Consider the following 20,910-nt stretch of genomic DNA (forward strand, 5'->3'; position numbering starts at 1 on the left):
ACCGGGGACGTCCTGCACCTAGTGGCCGCGGAACGCCTCCTCCAGCCACCACGACGCCTGGCTGATGACCTTGGCGTCGATCAGCAGCGGCCGGTCCCTCGGCCCGTCCAGCCACGCGCCGACCGGGCCGAGGTCGCCGGCGGTGCGGACGGTGATGGCCTCGAAGCCGAAGCCGCGGGCGATCGCGGCGATGTCGGTCGGCGGGAACTCCACGGTGTCCAGGACGTGCCCGTGCGGCCCGAAGTGGTGGACCTCCGCGCCGTAGGCCTCGTCGTCGTAGACCACCACGACCATCGGCAGGCCCAGGCGGGCCACGGTCTCGAGCTCCGCCACCCCCATGAGCAGTCCCCCGTCGCCGACCGCGGCGACCGGCAGCCGGTTGGGTTGGGCCAGCGCTGCGCCGATGGCCGTGGCCAGTCCCAGGCCGATCGACTGGAAGGCCTGGGTGAAGCAGAAGCCGTGCTCGTCGGGGACGGACAGGAACATGCTGGGGTGGCCCATGAAGTTGCCGGAGTCGATGGCGAGGATGCGCTCGGCCGGCAGCAGGTCGTCCAGGGCGATCGTCAGGGTCCGCGGGTCGATCCGGTCATCGGTGCCCTCGTCGTCGTAGGGCACGTCGCGCCACCGGACCTCCGCGGCGATGCGGTCCCTGACCTCCGGACTGCGGTAGCCGTCGGCGGCCGTGGCGTCGACGAGCGCCCGTTCGGCCGTGACTCGCACGTCCCCGATGACGCCCTCGGCGCGGTCCTGCCACGCGCCGATGGCGCTGCGCTCGAGGTCGACCTGGAACACGCGGGTGTCCTCGCCGACCAGGCGGCCGTGGCGGGTGGTCCACATGTTGAGCGCGCAGCCCCACCCGACGATCAGGTCGGCGCCGTGGATCAGCTCGGCTGCCAGCGGCGAGGAGAACCCGCCGGAGACGTCCAGGGACCACGGGTTGCCGTTGAACAGGCCCTTGGCCACCGCCGACGTGGCGACCAGCGCGCCGACCCGGTCGGCCAGCGCCTCCAGCGCCTCCCGGCACCCCGGGCCCCGTGCCCCGCGCCCGGCGACGAAGACCGGCCGGTCTGCGTCGCGCAGCGCCGCGACAAGCCGCGCGACGTCCTCGTCGGTCGGCGCCACCGGCTCGTCCGCCACGTGGGCGTCGACGTTTCGGCTGGTCGACCCGTGCCCGGCCTCCATGGCCTGGACCGGCAGCGGCAGGTTGAGGATGACGGTGCGGCGGTCGTCCCGGGCCCGCCGGAACGCCGCCACGCCCTGCTCGACGGCGGTGTCGGCGGAGGTGATCCGGGCGGAGACCGCACCGACGGACTCGGCCAGGGCGGTCTGGTCCACCCAGAAGTTGGACTGGCGGTTGGTGACCTCGGCGGCGAGGACGAGCAGCGGCGTGCGGCTCTTCGCGGCCTCGGCGATGCCGGTCATGGCGTTGGTCAGCCCGCAGCCCTGGTGGACGCTCAGCAGCGCCACCCCGCCGCCCATCCTGCTGTAGGCGTCCGCCATGGTCGCCGCACCGCCCTCGTGGCGGGCAGCGACGAAGCGCCCACCGGCCTCGACGATCGCGTTGGTGATGTGGAAGTTGCCCGAACCGACGACGCCGAAGACCTGCGCGGCCCCCTCCGCGACCAGCGCCCGTCCCAGCGCCTCGGCGACGTTCACGACCGTTCGACGAGGGCGAGCACGCGGACCGGCGAGCCCGATCCACCGACGATCTTCAGGGGCGGGGCGATGACCACCGCACCGGTCGCCGGCAGCCGGTCGAGGTTCTGCAGCTGCGCCAGCCCGTACTTGTCGTTGCCCAGCAGGAAGGAGTGGCAGGGGAAGGCCGGGTCGAAGGAGTGGGCCGCACCGGCGTCGGTGCCGACGGTCTCCACGCCGATGCCCTGCAGCACCGACTCCTCGGCCACCCAGCGCGCGCACCCCGGGCTCATCCCGGGTGAGGACGGCCCGACCTCGGTGTTGTTGAGCATCTCCTCCTGGGTGGTGCGGGACGACCAGCCGGTCCGACACAGCAGCCAGCCGCCGTCGGGGAACGCACCGTGTTCCTCCTGGAAGGCATCCAGGTGGGACCGCTCGACGAGGAAGTGCGGGTCCTGCTCGACCTCGGCGGTGACGTCGAGGACGACGGCGGGGGCCACGAACGCCGACGGGGTGACCGAGCCGATGTCGGCGAGGTCCTTGCCCGTGACCCAGTGGTTGGGGGCGTCGAAGTGGGTACCGGTGTGCTCGCCGGTGCGGAAGTTGTTCCAGTACCAGGCCGGGCCGCGGTCGTCGTAGCGGCTGATCTCCTCCAGCTCGAACCGTGCGGTCTGCCCGAACTCCGGCGGCAGCTCGAGGATCGGTGTCTCCGACGACAGCGGGGCGGTGAGGTCCACGACCTCGATCGATCCGTTGCCGAGCGCGTCGACCAGGCTCGCGAGTACGGACATGGCAGCTCCTTCGGTTGTGCTGTTCGTCACGAACAGGCGGCGAGGCGCACCCTAGTGCCCGCACCGGCCGCCTGTCAGTGCATCTCGTCGACACGCCGGCGGCCCCTCGACACGGACGTGCCGACGGATCCGCCTGTGGGCGTGCGAACCGTCGCTCAGGCGTTCGGGATGACGGCCGTCGCCTCGATCTCGACCCGGGCCCGGTCCTCAAGCAGGGCGACGACCTGGACCAGCGTCATCGCGGGGTAGTGGTCGCCCAGCACCTCCCGGTAGGCAACGCCCAGCTCGCGGACGCCGGCGAGGTACTCGGCCTTGTCCACGACGAACCAGGTCAGCCGGACCAGGTGCTGGGGACCTGCCCCTGCCTCGGCGAGCACGGCGACGATGTTCTGCATGGCCTGGCGGGCCTGGCCGACGAAGTCGTCGGTCTCGAAGACCTGGTCGCCCGTCCAGCCGATCTGTCCGGCGACGTGGACCTGCCGTCCCTCGGCGACCATGCCGTTGGCGTAGCCGACCGCACGCCGCCACCCGGCGGGATGCAGGGGCTCGGGGAGGGTGGTCAACGGGTCTCTCCTCGCAGCCGGAAGCGCTGGATCTTGCCGGTCTGGGTCTTGGGCAGGGCGTCGTGGAACGTCACCGACCGGGGGTACTTGTAGGGGGCGATGGTGGCCTTGACGTGCTCCTGCAGCCGCAGCACGCAGGCGTCGCCGCCGGCGACTCCCTCGGCCAGGACGACGTGGGCCTGCACGATGTGGCCCCGGTCCTCGTCGGGCACGCCGACCACCGCGCACTCCGCGACGTCGGGATGGCCCAGCAGGGCCGCCTCGACCTCGGGTCCGGCGATGTTGTAGCCGGCGGAGATGATCATGTCGTCGTTGCGGGCGGCGAAGTGGAACCGGCCCTCCTCGTCGACGCTGAAGGAGTCGCCGGTCAGGTTCCACCCGTCGCGGACGTAGCCGGCCTGCCGGTCGTCGGCCAGGTACCGGCACCCGGTCGGCCCTCGCACCGCGAGCCGACCGACCTCACCCGGTGGCAGCTCCACCATGTCGTCGTCCACGACCTTGGCCTCGTACCCCCGCACCGGTCGTCCGGTGCAGGCGGGGGTGGCGTCGTCCAGCCGGTTGGAGACGAAGATGTGCAACATCTCGGTGGTGCCGATGCCGTCGAGGAGCGGCTTGCCGGTTCGCTGCACCCACTCCTCGAACACGGGTGAGGGGAGGGTCTCGCCAGCCGACACCGCGCACCGCAGCGACGACAGGTCCGCCCCCTCCTCCATCGCCCGCAGCATCACCCGGTAGGCCGTCGGGGCGGTGAAGGAGATCGTCGCGCCGTACGTCTCGATGATCTCGATCATGTTGGGCGGGGCGGCGTTCTCCAGCAGCGTCGCGGTCGCCCCGAAGCGCAGCGGGAAGATGGCCAACCCCCCGAGGCCGAAGGTGAACGCCAGCGGCGGCGACCCGACGAAGACGTCCTCGGGTGTCACCTGCAGGACCTCGGCGGCGTAGCCGTCGGCGATGGCCAGCAGGTCGCGATGGAAGTGCATCGTGGCCTTCGGCGTGCCGGTCGTGCCCGACGTGAAGCCGAGCAACGCCACGTCGTCACGGCCGGTCCGGACCGACTGGTACCGCACGTCCTTGCCGAGGGCGATGCGGTCCAGCTCGGCATCGTGGTTGGCCGTCCCGTCGAAGCCGATGACCTTGCGCAGGTAGCGGCTGTCCTTCGCGCAGGCGGTCAGCTCGTCCATCATCCGCGTGTCGCACAGGGCGAAGGCGATCTCGGCCTTGTCCACGATCGCGGTCAGCTCGGTGGCGCGCAGCAGCGGCATGGTGTTGACGGCGACCGCGCCGGCCTTGGTGACGGCCAGCCAGCAGGCCACCATCGCCGGGTTGTTGGCCGAGCGCAGCAGCACCCGGTTGCCGGGCTGGACGCCGTAGTCCTCGACCAGGGCGTGGGCCAGCCGGTTCGTCCAGTCCGACAGCTCCTTGTAGGTGCGGCGGCGGCCGTTGCCGATCAGGGCGGTGTGGTCACCGAAGCCACGCTCGACCATGCGGTCGGTGAGCTCGACGGCCGCGTTGAGGTGCTCGGGGTAGTCCAGGTGGTCCAGCAGGAAGTCCGGCCACTGGTCGGGCGGTGGCAGGTTGTCCCGTGTGAACGTGTCGACGTGTGCGGTGGCTCCGAGCATCCCTCACCCTCCTGCCAGGACCTGCCTGGCGATGACGACCTTCTGGACATCGCTTGCACCCTCGTAGATCCGCAGCGCGCGGATCTCGCGGTAGAGGTGTTCCACGACCGACCCGACGCGGACGCCGTCGCCGCCGTGCAGCTGGACGGCGGCGTCGATGACCTTCTGGGCCTCGTCGGTGGCGAACAGCTTGGCCATGGCGGCCTCCCGGGTGACCCGGGCGGCGCCGGAGTCCTTGGTCCAGGCAGCGCGGTAGACCAGCAACGCGGCGGCGTCGACGGACAGGGCCATGTCGGCGAGGTGTCCCTGGACCATCTGCAGGTCGGACAGCGGCGCCCCGAACAGCACCCGGTCCCCGGCCCGGGTCACCGACTCCTCGAGCGCACGTCGGGCGAACCCGAGCGCGGCCGCACCGACGCTGGAGCGGAACACGTCCAGCACCGACATGGCGATGCGGAAGCCACCGCCGGCGTCGCCGATCAGCGCGTCGGCGGGCACGACGACACCGTCGAACCGCAGGCGGGCGAGGGGATGGGGCGCCATCGTCTCGAGACGTTCCACGACCTCAAGCCCCTCGACGTCGTCGGGCACGACGAAGGCCGACAGGCCACGGGCTCCCGGTGCCTCGCCGGTCCGGGCGAAGACGACGTGGAGGTCGGCGATGCCCCCGTTGGAGATCCAGGTCTTCTCCCCGTCCAGCCGCCAGCCGTCGGGGGTCCGTGTGGCCGTCGTCTCGATGCCGGCGACGTCGGAGCCCGACCGGGGTTCGCTGAGCGCGAACGCCGCGATGGCGCGCCCCGCCCGGGTCTCGTCCAGCCATGCGCGCTGGGCCCCCGTGCCGAACAGCGTGATGGCCCCCGCGCCCAACCCCTGCATGGCGAACGCGAAGTCGGCGAGCCCGTCGTGGCGGGCCAACGTCTCGCGGATCAGGCAGAGCGTGCGCACGTCGAGGCGTCCGTCGGCGTCGGCGGCGGTGTGGCTCAGCCAGCCGTCGTCGCCGAGGCGGCGGACCAGGTCACGGCACGCGGCGTCGACGTCGGTGTGGTCGACCGGCAGGGTGGCGGCACACCACCCCTCCAGCCGAGCGGCCAGCTCGCGGTGGTGGTCGTCGAAGAACGGCCAGGACAGGAACGTCGTGTCGGCCATCGCGGATCAGTTCCCCTCGAAGACGGGGCGCTGCTTGTCGACGAACGCGTGGTAGGCCCGCTCGAAGTCGCGGGTCTGCATGCAGATGGCCTGCGCCTGCGCCTCGGCCTCGATGGCCTGCTCCAGCCCCATCGACCATTCCTGGTTCAGCTGGGTCTTGGTGATGCCGTGGGCGAACGTCGGGCCGGCCGCGAGCCCACTGGCAAGCTCCATGGCTGCGCCGTCGAGCTGGTCGGCGTCCACGAGCCGGTTCCAGAACCCCCATCGTTCGCCCTCGTCCGCGGTCATCGTGCGGCCGGTGTACAGCAGCTCGGCGGCGCGGCCCTGGCCGATGATCCGGGGGAGGATGGCGCAGGCGCCCATGTCACAGCCGGCCAGGCCGACCCTGGTGAACAGGAACGCCGTGCGGGCCGCGGGGGTTGCCAGCCGCATGTCGGCGGCCATCGCGAGGATCGCGCCGGCGCCGACGCACGTCCCGTCGACGGCAGCGATGACCGGCTTGCCGCAGCCGATGATGGCCTTGACGAGGTCGCCGGTCATGCGGGTGAACGCCAGCAGTCCGGCCATGTCCATGCCCACGAGCGGGCCGATGATGTCGTGCACGTCCCCGCCGGAGCAGAAGTTGGCGCCGTTGGAGGCCAGGACGACGACGTCGATGTCGGTGGCGTAGACGAGGTCGCGGAAGGTGTCGCGCAGCTCGGCGTAGCTGTCGAAGGTCAGGGGGTTCTTGCGTTCCGGACGGTCGAGCCGGATCACGGCGACGCGCCCGTCGACGTCCCACAGGAAGTGCTCGGGGGCGAGGTCGGCCATCTGCATCAGCGGGACTCCTTGTCGTGCAACAGCTTCTCGAGCGCCGCGATCATCACGGCCACCTCGTCGGTGGAGAGGTCCTCGAAGATCTCGTCGATCCACTCGCGGTGGGTGGGCGCCTGCGCCTCGAACGTGGCCCGCCCGGCGTCGGTCAGGTGGACCCGTGTGGCGCGGCGGTCCCCCTCGATGGCCGCGCGGGCCACGAGGCCGTCGGCGGCAAGGCGGTCGACGAGGCCGGTGACGTTGCCGTTGGAGACCATCAGCCGCTTGGACAGCTCGGTCATGCGCATCCCGTCGGGTTCGCGGTGGAGGGCGGCCAGGACGTCGAACCGCGGCAGGGTCGTGTCGTGGGCGTCCCGGAGCCGTTCGCGGAGGTCGGACTCGACCCGTCGGGTGGCGCGGAGCATGCGGAGCCACAGCCGTACCCGCTGGGTGTCCGACGGGGGTGGCGTGTCGGCGCTGGGCCAGGTGCCGGTCATGTCTCGCCCCCGTCGACGGCGATCGCCTGTCCGGTGACCATGTCCGAGCCCGGGCCGCACAGCCACAGCGCCGTGGCCGCGACCTCCTCGGGACGCACGAGCCGTCCGGTCGGGTTGCCCTGCAGCAGCCCGGCGAGGGCATCGTCGGTGGAGCGGCCCGTCGCCTCGGTGATGCGGTCGAGGCTTCGTTCGACCAGCGGCGTGTCGGTGTAGCCGGGACAGATCGCGTTGACGGTGACGCCGCTGCCGGCCACCTCCTTGGCCAGCGCACGCACCAGGCCGACCGTCCCGTGCTTGGCGGCGCAGTACGCGGCGACGTAGGGGTAGCCGACCAGCCCGGCAGTGGAGGCGATCGCGAGCAGTCGTCCCCAGCCCGTCGACGGCTGGCGGAGGGCCTCGCGGAGGGTCAGGAACGTGCCGGTCAGGTTGACCTCGATCAGCCGGTCCCACCGGTCGAGGCTGGTCCGGGTCGCCGGGGCGCTCTCGACCGCGCCGGCGTTGGCGACGACGATGTCGAAGGGGCCGCGGTCGGCGAACAGCGTGGTGACGGCGTGTTCGTCGGTCACGTCCAGCGTGGCTGCCGTGATCGCGTCGGTTCCCTCGGCCACGTCCGCGAGGGGGTCGGGACGGCGTCCGGCGACGGTGACGACCGCCCCGGCCCCGGCGAAGGTCCGTGCGATGGCGGCACCGATGCCGGTCCCGCCGCCGGTCACCAGGACCGTCCGTCCGTCGAGGGTGCCCGTCGTGGTGGCTGCCGGCGAAGGAGCGCCCATCAGCGTGCACCCATCAGACAGTCGTCCCGAGGGTCTCGCCACGTTCGGCCAGCCGGTACAGCTGGTCGCGGCCGGGCAGGTAGGGCAACGGCCATGTGACGCCCCGGTCGCCCAGCCGGGCGGCGGCGTGAAGCGTCCAGTACGGGTCGGCCAGGTGGGGCCTCGCGAGGCAGACCAGGTCGGCACGGCCGGCCATGAGGATGGAGTTGACGTGGTCGGGTTCGTAGATGTTGCCGACGGCCATCGTGGGCATGCCCGTCTCGTTGCGGATGCGGTCGGAGAACGGCGTCTGGAACATGCGGCCGTACACGGGGCTCGCGTCGGTCGAGGTCTGCCCGGCCGAGACGTTGACGATGTCGACCCCGGCCTGCTGGAGGGCCCGGGCGACCTGCACGGCGTCCTCGGGGGTGATGCCGTCCTCCCCCACCCAGTCGTTGGCCGAGATGCGGACCGAGATCGGTCGGTCGTCGGGCCAGGCGGCACGGACCGCGTGGAAGACCTCCAGCGGGAACCGCATCCGGTTGTCCAGCGACCCGCCGTAGGCGTCGGTGCGTCGGTTGGTGACCGGGGTGATGAAGCTGCTCAGCAGGTAGCCGTGGGCCATGTGCAGCTCGACCATGTCGAACCCGCAGCGCAGCGCCATCTCGGTGGCGGCGACGAACTGGTCGCGGACCAGGTCCATGTCGTCGCGGTCCATGGCCTTCGGGACGTCGTTGGCGTTCGACCACGGCACCGCCGAGGCGGCCATCAGCGGCCAGGTGTCGACGGGCAGCGGGGCGTCGGCGTCCTCCCAGCCGAGCTGGGTGGCGCCCTTGGCGCCCGAGTGGCCGATCTGCGCGGCGATCATGGCGGGGCTCTCGGCGTGGACGAAGTCGACGATCCGGCGCCACGCTGCCTCGTGCTCGGGGGCGTAGAACCCGGCGCAGCCGGGGGTGATCCGCCCCTCGGGGCTGACGCAGGTCATCTCGGTCATGACCAGCCCGGCACCGCCCTTGGCCCGCTCGCCGTAGTGGACCAGGTGCCAGTCGGTCGGGCAGCCGTCGACGGCCCGGTACTGCGCCATCGGCGAGACGACGACGCGGTTGACCAACGCCATGTCCCGCAGCCGGTAGGGCGCGAACATCGGCGGTCGATCGAGGGCCGACTCGTCGGCGTCGGCCCGGCGCTGGAACCAGGCCTCGGCCCTGCCCAGCCAGCCGGGGTCGCGCAGCCGCAGGTTCTCGTGGCTGATCCGCTGGGAGCGGGTCAGCAGGGAGTAGGTGAACTGGATCGGGTCGAGGTGCAGGTAGCGCTCGACGTCCTCGAACCACTCCGTGGAGTTCCGGGCCGCCGACTGCAGCCGCAGGACCTCGGTCCGGCGTTCGTCCTCGTAGCGCCGGAACGCGGCGTCCATGTCGGGTTCGTCGTGCAGGTAGTCGGCCAGCGCGACGGCGCTCTCCAGGGCCAGCTTCGTCCCCGATCCGATCGAGAAGTGGGCGGTGGCAGCGGCGTCCCCCATCAGGACGAGGTTGCGGTGGCTCCAGCTGCCGCAGAGGACCCGCTGGAAGTTGATCCAGGCCGACCCCCGGGGGTGCCGCACGTTGCTGAGCAGCGAGTGTCCGTCGAGGTGGTCGGCGAAGATCGCCTCGCAGGTCGCGATGGACTCCGCCTGCGTCATCTCGTCGAACCCGAAGCGTCGCCAGGTGTCCTCGCTGCACTCCACGATGAACGTCGCGGTGTCGGCGTCGAACTGGTAGGCGTGCGCCCAGACCCAGCCGTGCGGGGTCTCGGTGAACACGAAGGTGAAGGCGTCGTCGAACGTCTGGCGGGTGCCGAGCCAGACGAACTTGCACGCCCGGACGTCGATGTCGGGCTGGAACACCTCGGCGAAGGCGGTGCGTGCCCTGGAGTTGACCCCGTCGGCGGCGACGACCAGGTCGTGGTCGGCCATGAGCGGGGCCGGGTCGGTTACCTCGCACTCGAACCGCAGGTCGACCCCGAGCTCGCGCGCCCGGTCCTGGAGGATCTCCAGCAGCTTGCGGCGGCCGATGCCGCAGAAGCCGTGGCCGGTGGACAGGGTGCGGGTGCCGCGGTGATGCACGGCGATGTCGTCCCAGTAGGCGAAGTGCGACCGGATGGCGGCGGCGCTGATCGGGTCGTTGGCGGTCAGGTTGTCGAGCGTCTCGACCGACAGCACGACACCCCAGCCGAAGGCGTCGTCGGCCCGGTTGCGTTCCAGCACCACGACCTCGTGGTCGGGGTCGCGCAGCTTCGCGCTGATGGCGAAGTACAGGCCGGCCGGGCCACCACCGAGACAGGCGATCCTCATGTGGTCAGTTCAACCACAGTCCTTCGCACTTGTAAAGTTCATGTGTGAAGTACATCGTCCGTTGAGGGTGCGGCCGTGGCTCCGAGGGCCGCACCCAGCTGGGCGCGTGAGCGGATGCCGAGCTTGCGGTAGATGTGCGTGATGTGGGCCTCGACGGTCTTCGGGCTCGTGTGCAGCCTGAGCGCTGCCTCCTTGACCGTCGCGCCAGCGAGCAGGGCATCCGCGACGCGCTGTTCTCCTGCGGTCAACGATCCTCCCCGGGACCGTCCGGCGCTGCCTGCCGTTTCCCCCTCCACCCGCGCCACCCAGCCCCGCGCGCCGATGGCCGCGAAGCCGTCCCTCGCCTGCTGGAACGCTGTCGCCGCCTGTCCCCGCTGTCGTCGCCGTCGCTGTACCTGGCCGAGGACCAGCATGGTCCTCGCCTCGTCGAACGGGAACGGTTGTCGGGCGTGGTGCCGTCGCGCCTCCTCGAGCAGGTCGAGGGCGTCATCGAGCCGCCCGTCGGCAGCGGCGATCTGGGCACGGAGTCGCCGACAGACCGCCTGGGTCGGTGCGGTGTGGAGCGCATCCGCGGCATCGGCGAGGTCATCGACCAGGGCGGCGGCCGCCGTCAGGTCCCCGACCTCGACCAGTGCGTCGGCCAGCAGCTGGGCCCCACGCCTGAGCACCGGGTTGCGGAGGCCGATTCGCTCCTCGAGCTCCACGGCGGCCCGCAGGTGGCCGAGCGCCGCGGCCGGCCTGCCGCGGGACAGCTCGACGAACCCCATCGTCGACAACGCCTGCCGCACGATCCACGGGTCCTCGCCTGCCACGGCAGCGACTCGGCACTCCTCGGCCTCGCGGGCGGCGCGATCGAGATCGCCGAGGTGGGCGTCGACGAGCGCGAGCATCCACAGGGCCTGACAACGCTGGTAGTCCTGTGCGGTCGCCTCGGCGGCCTCGAGTACCTGTTCGGCGACCGCACGGGCCTCGGCCAGCTCGCCCAGCCGGAGGAGGGTGAGCGGCAGGTGGGACAGGGCGTAGGGGACGCTGGACTCGTCGCCTTCGTCGCGGGCCGTCTGCAGCGTGCCCTCCAGCGCCTCCTTCGCCCCGTGCACGTCGTCGGTCCACGCCAGCCACGCCCCGAGGGCGGCGCTCGGTCGGTCGGCCACGCGGGGTGCGGGTGCCTTTCCCTCCAGGAGGATCGCCCGTTCCACGTCCTCCATGACCAGGCCGTGACCACGGGCGAGTGTGGCAGCGATCCGTCCCTGCAACGCCATGCATTCGGTCGCCGGGTCGGGTTCGTCGATGTCGGCCAGCAGCGTCATCGCCCGGTCGGCATGCACCAGTGCGAGCGCCAGGTCATGGGTGGCGACCGCGGCGACCCGGGCGTGGAGACGTGCCTGCAGCTCCACGTCGTCGGTGACCAGCTGCAGCCCCGTCAGGCAGTGCCGAACCGCGATCTCGCTGAGGCCGTTCTCGAACTCCACCTCTGCCAGCAACAGCAGTGCCCGCGCGTGCATGGCATCCGTGGTCGGGCTGCTGAGGACCGCCTTCCCGAGCCCGATGGCGTCGTCGGTGTCGCCGAGGCGGAAGCACAACGCGGCGAGCCCCAGCCGGCGCCGCGCACGGGCATCGTGGTCGGACTCGGGTGTCCGGGCCACGGCCAGCGCGGCCAGCTCCGCCGCCGCGCTCGGCGCCCCTCGGGCCGCGGTGGCGGCGGCCGCTCGTTCCAGCGCGTCAGCGACCGTGCGGTCCGGGCGGCTGTCGGCGAGCGCCATGTGCCTGGCGCGCTGCTCGAGCTCGGGCACGAGGGTGGCCAGGGCCGCGTGAGTGGCTCGGCGTTCGGGGCCCGTCGCGCCCTCGCGCACTGCGACCGCCAGCAGCTGGTTGGCCAGCTTGACCACCCCTCGGTCGACGGTGGTGAAGCCGGCGCCTTCCCATGCGTCGAGGGTCGCCGCACCCCCGGGCCGTTGCGTGATCAGGTCGACCGTCGGACGAGAGGCGAACGCCACGAGCTGGAGCAGGGCGCGGTCGGATTCCCCCAGGCCCTCGACGCGGGCCGCGACGAGGTCCCGCAGACGAGCCGACAGCGGCAGGGGTTCGTCCGGCCGGGGAGGATGGTCGAGCATGCGAACGCCACGGGCCAGCTCGAGCGCGAACAGGGGGTGTCCACCCGCGGCGTCGACGACACGTTCGACGAGGGTGCGGGGCAACGACGGCCCATCGAGCTCGCCCAGGATGCGGCGCATGCTGACGGCGTCCAGCGGACCGAGGGCCCGCTCCTGCAGGCGGGTGCCGAACGCGTCGACCAGCGCCTGCCTCACACGTCCGGGCGGGCCGGTCACGGGCGCGGTCAGCACCACCCGTACGGCGTGCTGGTCGATGCGGCGCAGCGCGAAGGAGAGGGCGTCGGCAGTCGGCCTGTCGAGCCAGGGTTCGTCGTCGATGGCGACGAGGACCGGCCCGTCGGCGCCCAGCAGGCGCAGGACCGTGGAGAGCGCGGTGCCGACCGTTCGTGGCTCGACATCCAGGGAGGGATGGATCCGCAGGGTGACGCCGTCGACTGCCCGTCGCTGGGGTGGGGGGAGGCGGCTCAGGACGTCGTCGTCCACCCCGTCCAGCAGGTCGGCCAGCCCGGCGAAGGCCAGCAGCTCGTCGGCCGCGGACGCCCGGACACGCAGGACCGGGCGACCCGTCGCCTCGGCCATGTCGACCGCGGCCCAGTACAGGGCGGTCCTGCCGATGCCGGCATCACCGCACAGCACCATCCCCCTCGGGTGGGCGGCGTCATCGTGGAGGAGGTCGTGCAACGCATCGAACTCCTCGGCCCGGCCCCAGAGCCGGCGCAGCGCAACGGGCTCCACTGCTCCCCGATCCTCGACCGGGGTCTGAGCTGGGCCCCGGATCCTCGATCGTCAGGATACGCGGAATCGGCACTGCAGGGCAGACGGCGCGTGTCGAGCAGGTGTAGCGTTCCGGCGTCCGCCTGCGCGTCCAGTCGAGCCGTCGGCGTCGACCGCTCGGGCAGAATCGAGGGTTGTCGTGCGTGCTTCACCCTTCATTCGGTCGATGGTGCTCGTGCTCGCCGGGCTCGCCACCGCCGCCTGCAGCAGTGGTTCCGAGGCAGCACCCCTCGGCACTGCGCAGCCCGTGGTCCACACCGACTACGACACCGACGCGTCCACCGAGCTGGAGGTCACCGTGCTCGCCGTTCGCCGGGGGACCGTCGCAGAGCTCGAGGCAGCAGGCCTGCAGTTCGACCCCGAGGAAGCGGACCTCGTGCCGCACTACGTCGACGTCCGGTTCACCAACACGGGGACCGAGACCGTGCCGCGCACCATGCGGGTGTCACTGGAGGACAGCAACGACTCCCTGATCTCCCCGACGATCGTCTTCGACTTCTCCGGCGGGCAGACAACGCCGGAGGGGCCCTGCATCGATGTCAAGGATGGTGAACTCCCACCAGGGGAGTCCTTCGAGGACTGCACCCTGTTCCTCGTCGACCCCGCAACAGACGTTGCCGCGGTCACCTTCCTGTCGGCGCCCGGGAGCAGCGAGTCCGCGTTCGTGGACTGGGCGCTGGAGTAGGAACTACTCCAGCGCGAACACGGCCAGCCCGAGTGGCGTGACGCCCGTCAGCACCGTCCTGCCGTCAGGGGTGATGCCGACGAGCCGGACTCGGTCGACCCTGGAGTAGTCGATCACGCTCCCGTCGGCACCGACGTGGACCGAGCCCTCTCCGCGCAACCGGAACGACCAGCGGGTCGTGCCCGTTGGCGTCACCGAGTCCACCGCCTCGGCGAACTGTCCAGCGACCACGGCGTTGCCGGCGGCATCGACGAGGAGGCTGCCGTAGTCGGGCGCGTCGAAGCTCCCCGCGGACGTGCGCCACAGCTGCCCGAGGGCTGTCGGCTCGATGCCCAGCAGCCCTGCGATGCTCGTGTGCCCGTACAGCTGTCCGGTGGATGACACCCCGATGGTCATCGGACGGTCCCGCAACGCCCCGGACGCGGTCGGGGTGGCGTCCTCGCTGAGCCGACGCGCCTGCTCCGACAGGGTGATGCCGTCGTCGTGGATACGGAACATGCGTCCGCTCGTGCGACCACCGTCGGTGGGGAACCGGTGGCGACCCGAGAGTGTCTCCTCACCCGAGACGACGATGTCGTTGCCGACGACGGCCCAGGCACCGATGTCGATGGCCCCGACGGGAAGGCGAATCGATCGGTCGACGATGCCGGGATCGGTGAGGTCGGCCGTTCTGGGCAGTCCCACGAGGTCGATGGCATGCACCCACCACTCGTCGTCGGTGATGTCGTCGGGGTCGTTGCCGGCGTCGCGCTGCATGACGTAGGCGGTGTGTCGGTCAGCGGCGACCCGCAGGTCCTCGACCCAGGCCTTGTCGCGGTTGAAGTCCGACGCCGCACCACCCGGCACGGTTGGCTCCATGCGGATCGTGGTGGTCTCGACGACGTCCGGCAGGGTGATGTCGAGCAGCCTGAGGGAGCTGGAGCGGACGTAGTCCACGGCCTCTCCCTGCCAGACCAGCAGCCGGGTGCCGTCCGGGGAGAGCCGAAGGGGATGGCCGTCGCAGTCACGCAGGGGATCTGCCCCGTCGAACCCCCCTCCGGTGGCGTGTCGAGGGGTGGAGAACGTGCGGCTGGCCCGGCCGGTCGCTGGGTCGATGCGCAGCAGGACGAACTCCCACTCCAGGACGTTCGTCTGGTCGTACCCGCGGATGGCCCAGACGCGTCCGTCGCGGTCGACCACCGGCGGGCAGGTTCCTTCGATGTCGCTGATGGACCAGCGGATCCCACCCGTCCCGAGGTCGATGCCGAACAGGGAGATCTCGTTGGCCGTTCGTCGCTCGTCCCGGGTGTCGACCGCCGGGACCACCAGCACGTCGCCGGCGATCAGGGGGGTGCCGGCCCACGGCGCGTCGGACCAGTAGGCGGTTCCGGGAAGCGTGCCGAACCACCCCACCGCTGGAGTGGCCGCTGGTGTCGTGCCGTCGCCGCGCAGGGTCCCCTGATCGGTGCTGAGGGCGCTGCTGAATCCCGCTGCGGGTACCGGATCAACGGGGAAGGGGGACGGCGTGCGGTTGGCGCCGATCACCGTGCGTGCGTCGGGTCCGAGCGCCTCCAGCACCGCGCCGTAGGCGTTGACGACCCGACCGACCTGGGGGTGGGGTGAGGAGTGGGCGGTGACGTTCAGCAGGTGGATCAGCTGCAGCGCGTGCAGGTGGGGGTTGGCTGCCCGCATCAGGGCGAAGACACCCGCGACGTACGGCGCGGAGAAGCTCGTGCCGTTCACCGGTCGCAACGGGTTGCCCGTGTTGTCGGGATCCGCGCCGACCAGCACGGTGAACGGTGCGAACATCTTCACCGCACAGACCGGGTTCTCGCAGGCCTCGAACCCGAAGTTCGAGCCCGGAGCCCTGTCCCGGGTACCGGTGGCCAGGCCGCCGACGCAGTAGACGCCATCCAGCTCGCAGGGGTAGGTACCCGATCGTTCCCAGCACACGCCGAAGGGGAGGCAGTCGGTCCGGTTGAGGTCCAGCCCGTCGTTGCCGGCCGACGCCACGATGACGGCATCGCCGAGGATCTGCAGCCCCCGGGTCACGTCCTCGAGGGGACGCACCATGGGCGTGAGCGCGGCAGGCACGGTCGCCCCGAAGCTCGTGTTGATCACCTCCGGCACCCCCTCCCCGGCCATCGTGGCCAGCGCCGCGATCATCGATCCGATGGTGGTCCCCAGCAGCCCGTACTGGCGGATCCGGCCGACCGGACCGGCTGCACCCACCGACCCGAACCGGTTGTCGATCTGGCCAGCGGCCGCGACCGAGACGTTGGTGCCGTGCCACGGACACGGCCGACCACCGCACGGGGTCGTGTTGCGGATGCCGTCCCTCCCGAGGGTGCCCTCGGGGTAGTCCCCGTTGTCCTCCGCAAACCCCGAATCCACGATGCCGATGGTGACCTCGACGTCCGCCCGACCGTTGGCCACGAGCAGGCGCCAGGCCTCGGCCGTCCCTGTCCCCGGCAGGCCGTCACGCGCGAACTGTGGCCAGGTGAACGGGTTGGCGAACTCCACCACCCCGTCGATGTTGGGCGACTCCTCCACCTCGCCGTCGATGAGCTCGTCGGGCTCCGCGACGACGTTGAGTCCCACCGTCATGCCATCCCGGACGGCTGCCACCGCGGTCGCCACGGTGGACAGGGCGGTGTCGCTCGTGACGATGTGATGTCCCGTGGCGATGCCGTTGATCAGCTGCAGGTCCGCACCGAGCCGCTGGGCGTCCGCGCGGGAGAACGAGCTGCCGGAGGGTGGCACTCGAACGACCCACGTCGGCGGGATGATGTCCGAGCCCGGTATGGACTGCAGCACCTGCCCGTCGACGTCCTGCAGCCACGTGCCGAAGGTCTCCTCGTCGCGTGCGGACACCACCAGCTCGTCCTCGACCACACGGGTCGAGGCACCCTCGTCGTCCAGGATCTCCGCGACCGGGCGGGGGCCGAGGTCGTCGATCTCGGGCTCCATGGCGACCGGCTCGGCTGGTCGTACCTCGAAGGTGGGCGGCGGTGGAAGCGTCTCGCAGACATCCTGCGCCGCTGCCGCCTCCGACACGGCGGCCACGCCGCCGAGGACGGTGATCCGGTCGGGCGACAGCCGGGCGATCTCGTCGCGGACCACGTAGGGCACGCAGTCGCGGCTGGTCAGCAGCAGCGCACCGCCGGCGGCGACGACCGCCGGGGTGGCCGCCATGGCGTCCGGGAAGTTCTCCGCGGTCGCGATCCAGACGTCGTCGACGTCCAGTCCGGACGGGTTGGCCGTGGCGCTGACCTCGACGGCGGTATCGATGCGCGTCGCACCGCCGAGGCGCCCGAGCACCGCATCCGTGACCTCGTCGACCTGCAGGGTGACGCCGTCGCTGATGGCCGCGATGCCGCCGAGGAGCCGCACGTGGGACGGGTCGAGCTGTCGGAGGGCTGCCGCGGTCTCGGGCGGCAGGTGGTCGCGCTGGGTCAGCAGGATCGGGGCGTCGTCCATGGCCGCGGCGACCCCGCCCGCAAGGGCATCGGGGAAGTCCCGGGCGGTTGCCAGGTACACCGTGTCGGCACCTTCGGGCCAGCCGTCCAGGGCGATGCGTGCGACGGTGTCGACCACGTTGTCGCCGGCGATGCGACGGACTGGCCCGAAGCTCGCCAGGGTCGCCGCTGCGGCTTCGGGGACGACGTCGACGCCGCCGAGCACGACGATCTCGGTGGGGCGCAGCCGCTGCAGCTCCTGGACCGTGTCGTCCGGCACGGTGCCACCGTCGGTCAGGAGGATCGGTGCGGCGGCACGGTGCGCGCGGGGTCCACCGGCGAGGGCGAAGGCGAACGTCCCGCCGGGGGCGACGTAGACGGTGTCGGCCCGATCGAACACCGACCGGGCGACGGCGGCCGCGGTGCCGAACCGGCTGTCACCCTGCAGGCGCTCGGTCGGGAGGGCCGGGCCGGGCGTGGCGACGTCCTGGGCACCGGCAGGCTGCAGCAGCCCGAGGAGGAGGGCGAGGACCACGAGGACGGCCGTCCGGTGCAGGCGCACCGGGCCGGGGGTCGGGGCCGGGCAGTGGGAAGTTGCCATTGGTGTGCGTGCCATCGGTCGTGTGCTCCTTCCGCGGCTCAGAAGAAGCCGCCGACCTCGAAGACGGTCACCATCCCGGCCACCGCACCCACCGAGTCAGCAGCCACCCGGCACTGCGCGCTGACCGACCCACCAGCCGGCGGAATGACCGTTCCGCCGGCGAAGGTCACCGAGGTCGTGGCGATGAACGACCCGGCGTGGAAGCTCGAGGAGAGCGCTGCCATGAAGCTGGTCCCCTGGACGAGTCGACACTCGAGAAGTCCGCCCAGCGCGCTGTCCTCGGTATCGGCCGTCGCCTGTGCCGCCACCGACACGACGAAGTTCCCGGCGGGCAGGCTGGTGGTGGCCACGGTCGTCATGGCGTTGGGGATGTTGCCGACGTCGAACGGGACGAACCTGACCCGCGAGACGCCGGCGGGGCCAGCAGGACCAGCAGGACCCGTGGAGCCCATCGCCCCTGCAGGGCCTGCAGGGCCAGCAGGACCGACAGGACCCGTCGGACCGATCGGACCGGCTGGCCCGTCGGCCCCCGCGGGGCCAGCAGGTCCCACGGGGCCAACGTCCCCGGTCGCACCGCGGCTGCCAGCGGGCCCGACTGGGCCTGCGACGCCCGTCGGGCCGGCCGGCCCGGGAGCACCCCTGGGGCCGGGTGCGCCCGGCGCCCCCGCAGCTCCCCTCGGGCCGGTCCGTCCACGAAGCTCATCGGCGTCGAGCCCGTCCACGGTATCGGCGTCCAGCCCCGGGACCGTGTCGGTCGTGACCGCCGCGGCGCTGAGGACGGGACGTCCGTAGCCGAGGTCCGCGGCGAACCGGGCCAGCTCCTCGGCCGTCCTGGTCCGGTCGGTCCCGGCGATGCGTCGGGTGGCCAGGCCCATGGCCATCACGTCGTCCTCGACCTGCTGGCCGAGCACGGCGGGGCCACCGACCAGGACGACCAGGTCCGGCTCGCGCTTGGCCAGGACCAGCGCGGCCGCCTCGCCCAGTGCGTCCGCGGGCGTCAGCAGCAGCGGCGCCCCGAGCGTCCCGGCAACGGCGCTTGCAGGCAGGGCGTCCGCGACGCTGTCGGCGGCGACCAGGAACACGACCGACGGCACCAGGTCCGTGGGCGGCGGCGCCTGTGCACCAGCGAAACCGACGCCGAGGGTCGCAGTGGCGACCAGCATCAGCAGGGCGACGAATCCGGGCGGGCGGGCGGAAGGCGACTGTGACACGAGACTGCTCCCCTCGAGCGGGCCCGTCCGGTCGGACGGATCTGCATGGCACGGTAGGCCCCGCCGCCGCCGCCCGAATCAGGGGTTCCCCTACACCTCGCATCGTCGTCCCCGAGTGGTCCTCGGCACCTCCCCGGGGGCCAGCAGGAACTGACCGCGGTCATGTCGAACTCCCGTGACATGAGCCGTCGAACGTTGGTCAGCGTCCTGTCCGTCCTGCTCGTCCTGGGCCTGCTGCCGGCAGCCCTGTCCGCGGAGGAGGTCGTGGCCTGGGAGGCCTACGACCGCGATGCCGAGTACGGGGTGGTCAGCGAGACCGACATCCCGGTCACGATGCGGGACGGCATCCGCCTTCGCGCCGACGTGCACCGTCCGGACGCGCCGGGCCGGTTCCCCGTGATCCTCACCCAGACGCCCTACTCCAAGGGCGGGGTCGGGCTCGGCGGAGCCAACCACTACTTCGTCGAGCGTGGCTACGTGCACGTCGTCGTCGACGTGCGTGGCACAGGGGGGTCGGAGGGCCAGTGGGACTCCTTCGGCGAGTCCGAGCAGCGCGACGGGTACGAGCTGGTGGAGTGGGCTGCGGCCCAGGAGTGGTCCGACGGCAACGTCGGCCTGTGGGGTGCCTCCTACCTGGCGATCAACCAGCTGTTCACCGCCGCCCTGCAGCCACCGTCGTTGCGGGCGATCTTCCCGATCGTCCCGTCGGCGGACACCTACCGCGACATCGTCATGGCCGGCGGCCAGGTCAACACCGCGTTCATCCCGCTGTGGCTGGGGTTGGTGACCGGGACCGGCGCGCAGCCGCCGACCTACACCGCACGGGATCCCCTCGGGGCCGCCGGCGCCGTCGGCAGCCACGTCGGCAACGTGCCGGCGTTCCAGGGGCGCACGGTCGTGGACAGCGTGACCGGCGGCGACAACGCCTACGACGGCCCGTTCCACCGGCTGCGTTCCCCCATCGAGGTCATCGATCGGGTCGAGGTCCCGGCGTTCGTCGTCGGCGGGCTGCGCGACATCTTCCAGCGGGGCGAGCCGTTGGTCTACGAAGCGCTGGCCGAGGGGCTGCCGCACGACACCAAGCTGCTGATGGGTGACTGGACACATGGCGACTTCGGCGAGGGCCTGCCGACCGCGGAGCTGCCGGTCACCCTCGACACGATCGCGTTGCGCTGGTTCGACAACTACCTCAAGGGCGACAACACCCACATCAACCGCATCCCGGCGGTGACCCAGTGGGTCCGCGGCGCGGAGGTCTTCGCACCGCAGGCGGACTGGCCCAACCCGGCGATGGCGCCCGAGCGCTTCTACCTCCGTGGCGAGGGTGGCCTGTCCACCGACGCGCCCGACACCGACGAACCGGCCGACAGCTACCGGATGATGCCGATCTCGGGAGCCTGCACCGGGTCGACCACCCAGTGGCTCATCGGCGTGACGGAGGACTCGCCGTGTACCACCGACAACCGGCTGAACAACGAGCTGGAGGTCGTCTACACCACCGAGCCCCTGGAGGAGGACCTGCGGCTGGACGGACCGATCGGCGCGCGGATGTGGATCCGGACCGACCGCGAGGACGCCGTCGTCGTCGTGCGTGTCCAGGACGTCGCCCCCGACGGCACCTCCACGGAGCTGTCCACCGGGCTGATGGCGGCGTCGCACCGCCGGCTGAACGTCGACCGCACCCGCGTCGTCGACGGGCACATGATGATGCCGTACCACGACTTCACCCGAGCGGCGCAGATGCCCGTGCCCGCCGGTGAGGCCATCCCGGTCAACGTCGAGGTGTTCCCCACCAACGCCGTCATCAAGGCGGGGCACGCGCTGCGGATCAGCGTCGGCCCGTCCGACGTGCCGCACGCGATGTCACCGCTCCCGATGCTGGGCAACAGCCTGGGCGGGACGGTGGAGATCCTGCACGACACCGCCCATGCGTCGTACGTGAACATCCCCGTCCTGCGCTGAGGGCG

General features: G+C 71.8%; 14 protein-coding genes. 2 read left to right on the plus strand and 12 right to left on the minus strand.

Annotated features, from left to right (window positions below; genetic code table 11):
* Positions 1-18: 18 nt before the first annotated feature.
* The 10 genes from CUC05_RS17795 to CUC05_RS17840 form a co-directional block, all read right to left on the minus strand.
* Positions 19-1,656 carry a thiamine pyrophosphate-binding protein gene (locus CUC05_RS17795; protein ID WP_108667480.1) on the minus strand — a complete coding sequence of 546 codons (1,638 nt, stop codon included), beginning with the start codon at positions 1,654-1,656 and terminating at the stop codon, positions 19-21.
* Positions 1,653-2,426, minus strand: coding sequence for a cyclase family protein (locus tag CUC05_RS17800; RefSeq protein ID WP_108667481.1), 774 nt, complete (start codon positions 2,424-2,426; stop codon positions 1,653-1,655). Before CUC05_RS17800 ends, CUC05_RS17795 begins: the two co-directional genes overlap by 4 nt.
* A 155-nt stretch (positions 2,427-2,581) precedes the next feature.
* Positions 2,582-2,989: a RidA family protein gene (locus CUC05_RS17805; protein WP_205712412.1), complete on the minus strand. Its 408-nt coding sequence runs from the start codon at positions 2,987-2,989 to the stop codon at positions 2,582-2,584.
* Entirely contained in the window at positions 2,986-4,608 is a 1,623-nt protein-coding gene (locus CUC05_RS17810) for an AMP-binding protein (protein ID WP_108667482.1), read from the minus strand. The genes CUC05_RS17805 and CUC05_RS17810 overlap by 4 nt, the downstream gene beginning before the upstream one ends.
* Before the next feature lie 3 nt (positions 4,609-4,611).
* Positions 4,612-5,754 carry an acyl-CoA dehydrogenase family protein gene (locus tag CUC05_RS17815; RefSeq protein ID WP_108667483.1) on the minus strand — a complete coding sequence of 381 codons (1,143 nt, stop codon included), beginning with the start codon at positions 5,752-5,754 and terminating at the stop codon, positions 4,612-4,614.
* Between the two features lie 6 nt (positions 5,755-5,760).
* Positions 5,761-6,564, minus strand: a complete 804-nt coding sequence (locus tag CUC05_RS17820) for an enoyl-CoA hydratase family protein (RefSeq protein ID WP_420810910.1) — start codon at positions 6,562-6,564, stop codon at positions 5,761-5,763.
* A 5-nt stretch (positions 6,565-6,569) separates the two neighbouring features.
* Positions 6,570-7,043, minus strand: coding sequence for a MarR family winged helix-turn-helix transcriptional regulator (locus CUC05_RS17825; RefSeq protein WP_108667485.1), 474 nt, complete (start codon positions 7,041-7,043; stop codon positions 6,570-6,572).
* Positions 7,040-7,816: an SDR family NAD(P)-dependent oxidoreductase gene (locus CUC05_RS17830; RefSeq protein ID WP_108667486.1), complete on the minus strand. Its 777-nt coding sequence runs from the start codon at positions 7,814-7,816 to the stop codon at positions 7,040-7,042. Before CUC05_RS17830 ends, CUC05_RS17825 begins: the two co-directional genes overlap by 4 nt.
* Positions 7,817-7,829: 13 nt before the next feature.
* A complete protein-coding gene (locus tag CUC05_RS17835) occupies positions 7,830-10,124 on the minus strand; it encodes a bifunctional salicylyl-CoA 5-hydroxylase/oxidoreductase (protein ID WP_108667487.1) in 2,295 nt (764 codons plus the stop codon).
* A gap of 38 nt (positions 10,125-10,162) precedes the next feature.
* Positions 10,163-12,970, minus strand: a complete 2,808-nt coding sequence (locus CUC05_RS17840; RefSeq protein ID WP_108667488.1) for a helix-turn-helix transcriptional regulator — start codon at positions 12,968-12,970, stop codon at positions 10,163-10,165.
* Between the two features lie 205 nt (positions 12,971-13,175).
* Here CUC05_RS17840 and CUC05_RS17845 point away from each other — a divergent pair, with 205 nt between their 5' ends.
* Positions 13,176-13,694: a hypothetical protein gene (locus tag CUC05_RS17845; RefSeq protein WP_108667489.1), complete on the plus strand. Its 519-nt coding sequence runs from the start codon at positions 13,176-13,178 to the stop codon at positions 13,692-13,694.
* Positions 13,695-13,697: 3 nt separating this feature from the next.
* On the opposite strand, the gene CUC05_RS17850 is transcribed toward CUC05_RS17845, so the two are convergent.
* The gene (locus CUC05_RS17850; RefSeq protein ID WP_157965712.1) at positions 13,698-17,747 is read right to left on the minus strand and encodes a cell wall-binding repeat-containing protein; all 4,050 of its coding nucleotides are present in this window, start codon (positions 17,745-17,747) and stop codon (positions 13,698-13,700) included.
* Positions 17,748-17,770: 23 nt separating this feature from the next.
* Positions 17,771-18,943, minus strand: a complete 1,173-nt coding sequence (locus CUC05_RS17855; protein WP_157965713.1) for a cell wall-binding repeat-containing protein — start codon at positions 18,941-18,943, stop codon at positions 17,771-17,773.
* Positions 18,944-19,123: 180 nt separating this feature from the next.
* Here CUC05_RS17855 and CUC05_RS17860 point away from each other — a divergent pair, with 180 nt between their 5' ends.
* A complete protein-coding gene (locus CUC05_RS17860) occupies positions 19,124-20,905 on the plus strand; it encodes a CocE/NonD family hydrolase (RefSeq protein ID WP_157965714.1) in 1,782 nt (593 codons plus the stop codon).
* The last annotated feature ends 5 nt before the right edge of the window (positions 20,906-20,910 follow it).

Source organism: Euzebya rosea (assembly GCF_003073135.1).
Taxonomy (GTDB): Bacteria; Actinomycetota; Nitriliruptoria; order Euzebyales; family Euzebyaceae; genus Euzebya; species Euzebya rosea.

Bases quoted from the DNA above. Each gene is read 5' to 3' on its own strand.
- CUC05_RS17800 (WP_108667481.1), bottom strand. From the start codon at position 2,426: ATGTCCGTACTCGCGAGCCTGGTCGACGCGCTCGGCAACGGATCGATC.
- CUC05_RS17810 (WP_108667482.1), bottom strand. From the start codon at position 4,608: ATGCTCGGAGCCACCGCACACGTCGACACGTTCACACGGGACAACCTG.
- CUC05_RS17815 (WP_108667483.1), bottom strand. From the start codon at position 5,754: ATGGCCGACACGACGTTCCTGTCCTGGCCGTTCTTCGACGACCACCAC.
- CUC05_RS17820 (WP_420810910.1), bottom strand. From the start codon at position 6,564: ATGGCCGACCTCGCCCCCGAGCACTTCCTGTGGGACGTCGACGGGCGC.
- CUC05_RS17825 (WP_108667485.1), bottom strand. From the start codon at position 7,043: ATGACCGGCACCTGGCCCAGCGCCGACACGCCACCCCCGTCGGACACC.
- CUC05_RS17830 (WP_108667486.1), bottom strand. From the start codon at position 7,816: ATGGGCGCTCCTTCGCCGGCAGCCACCACGACGGGCACCCTCGACGGA.
- CUC05_RS17835 (WP_108667487.1), bottom strand. From the start codon at position 10,124: ATGAGGATCGCCTGTCTCGGTGGTGGCCCGGCCGGCCTGTACTTCGCC.
- CUC05_RS17845 (WP_108667489.1), top strand. From the start codon at position 13,176: ATGGTGCTCGTGCTCGCCGGGCTCGCCACCGCCGCCTGCAGCAGTGGT.
- CUC05_RS17850 (WP_157965712.1), bottom strand. From the start codon at position 17,747: ATGGCACGCACACCAATGGCAACTTCCCACTGCCCGGCCCCGACCCCC.
- CUC05_RS17860 (WP_157965714.1), top strand. From the start codon at position 19,124: ATGAGCCGTCGAACGTTGGTCAGCGTCCTGTCCGTCCTGCTCGTCCTG.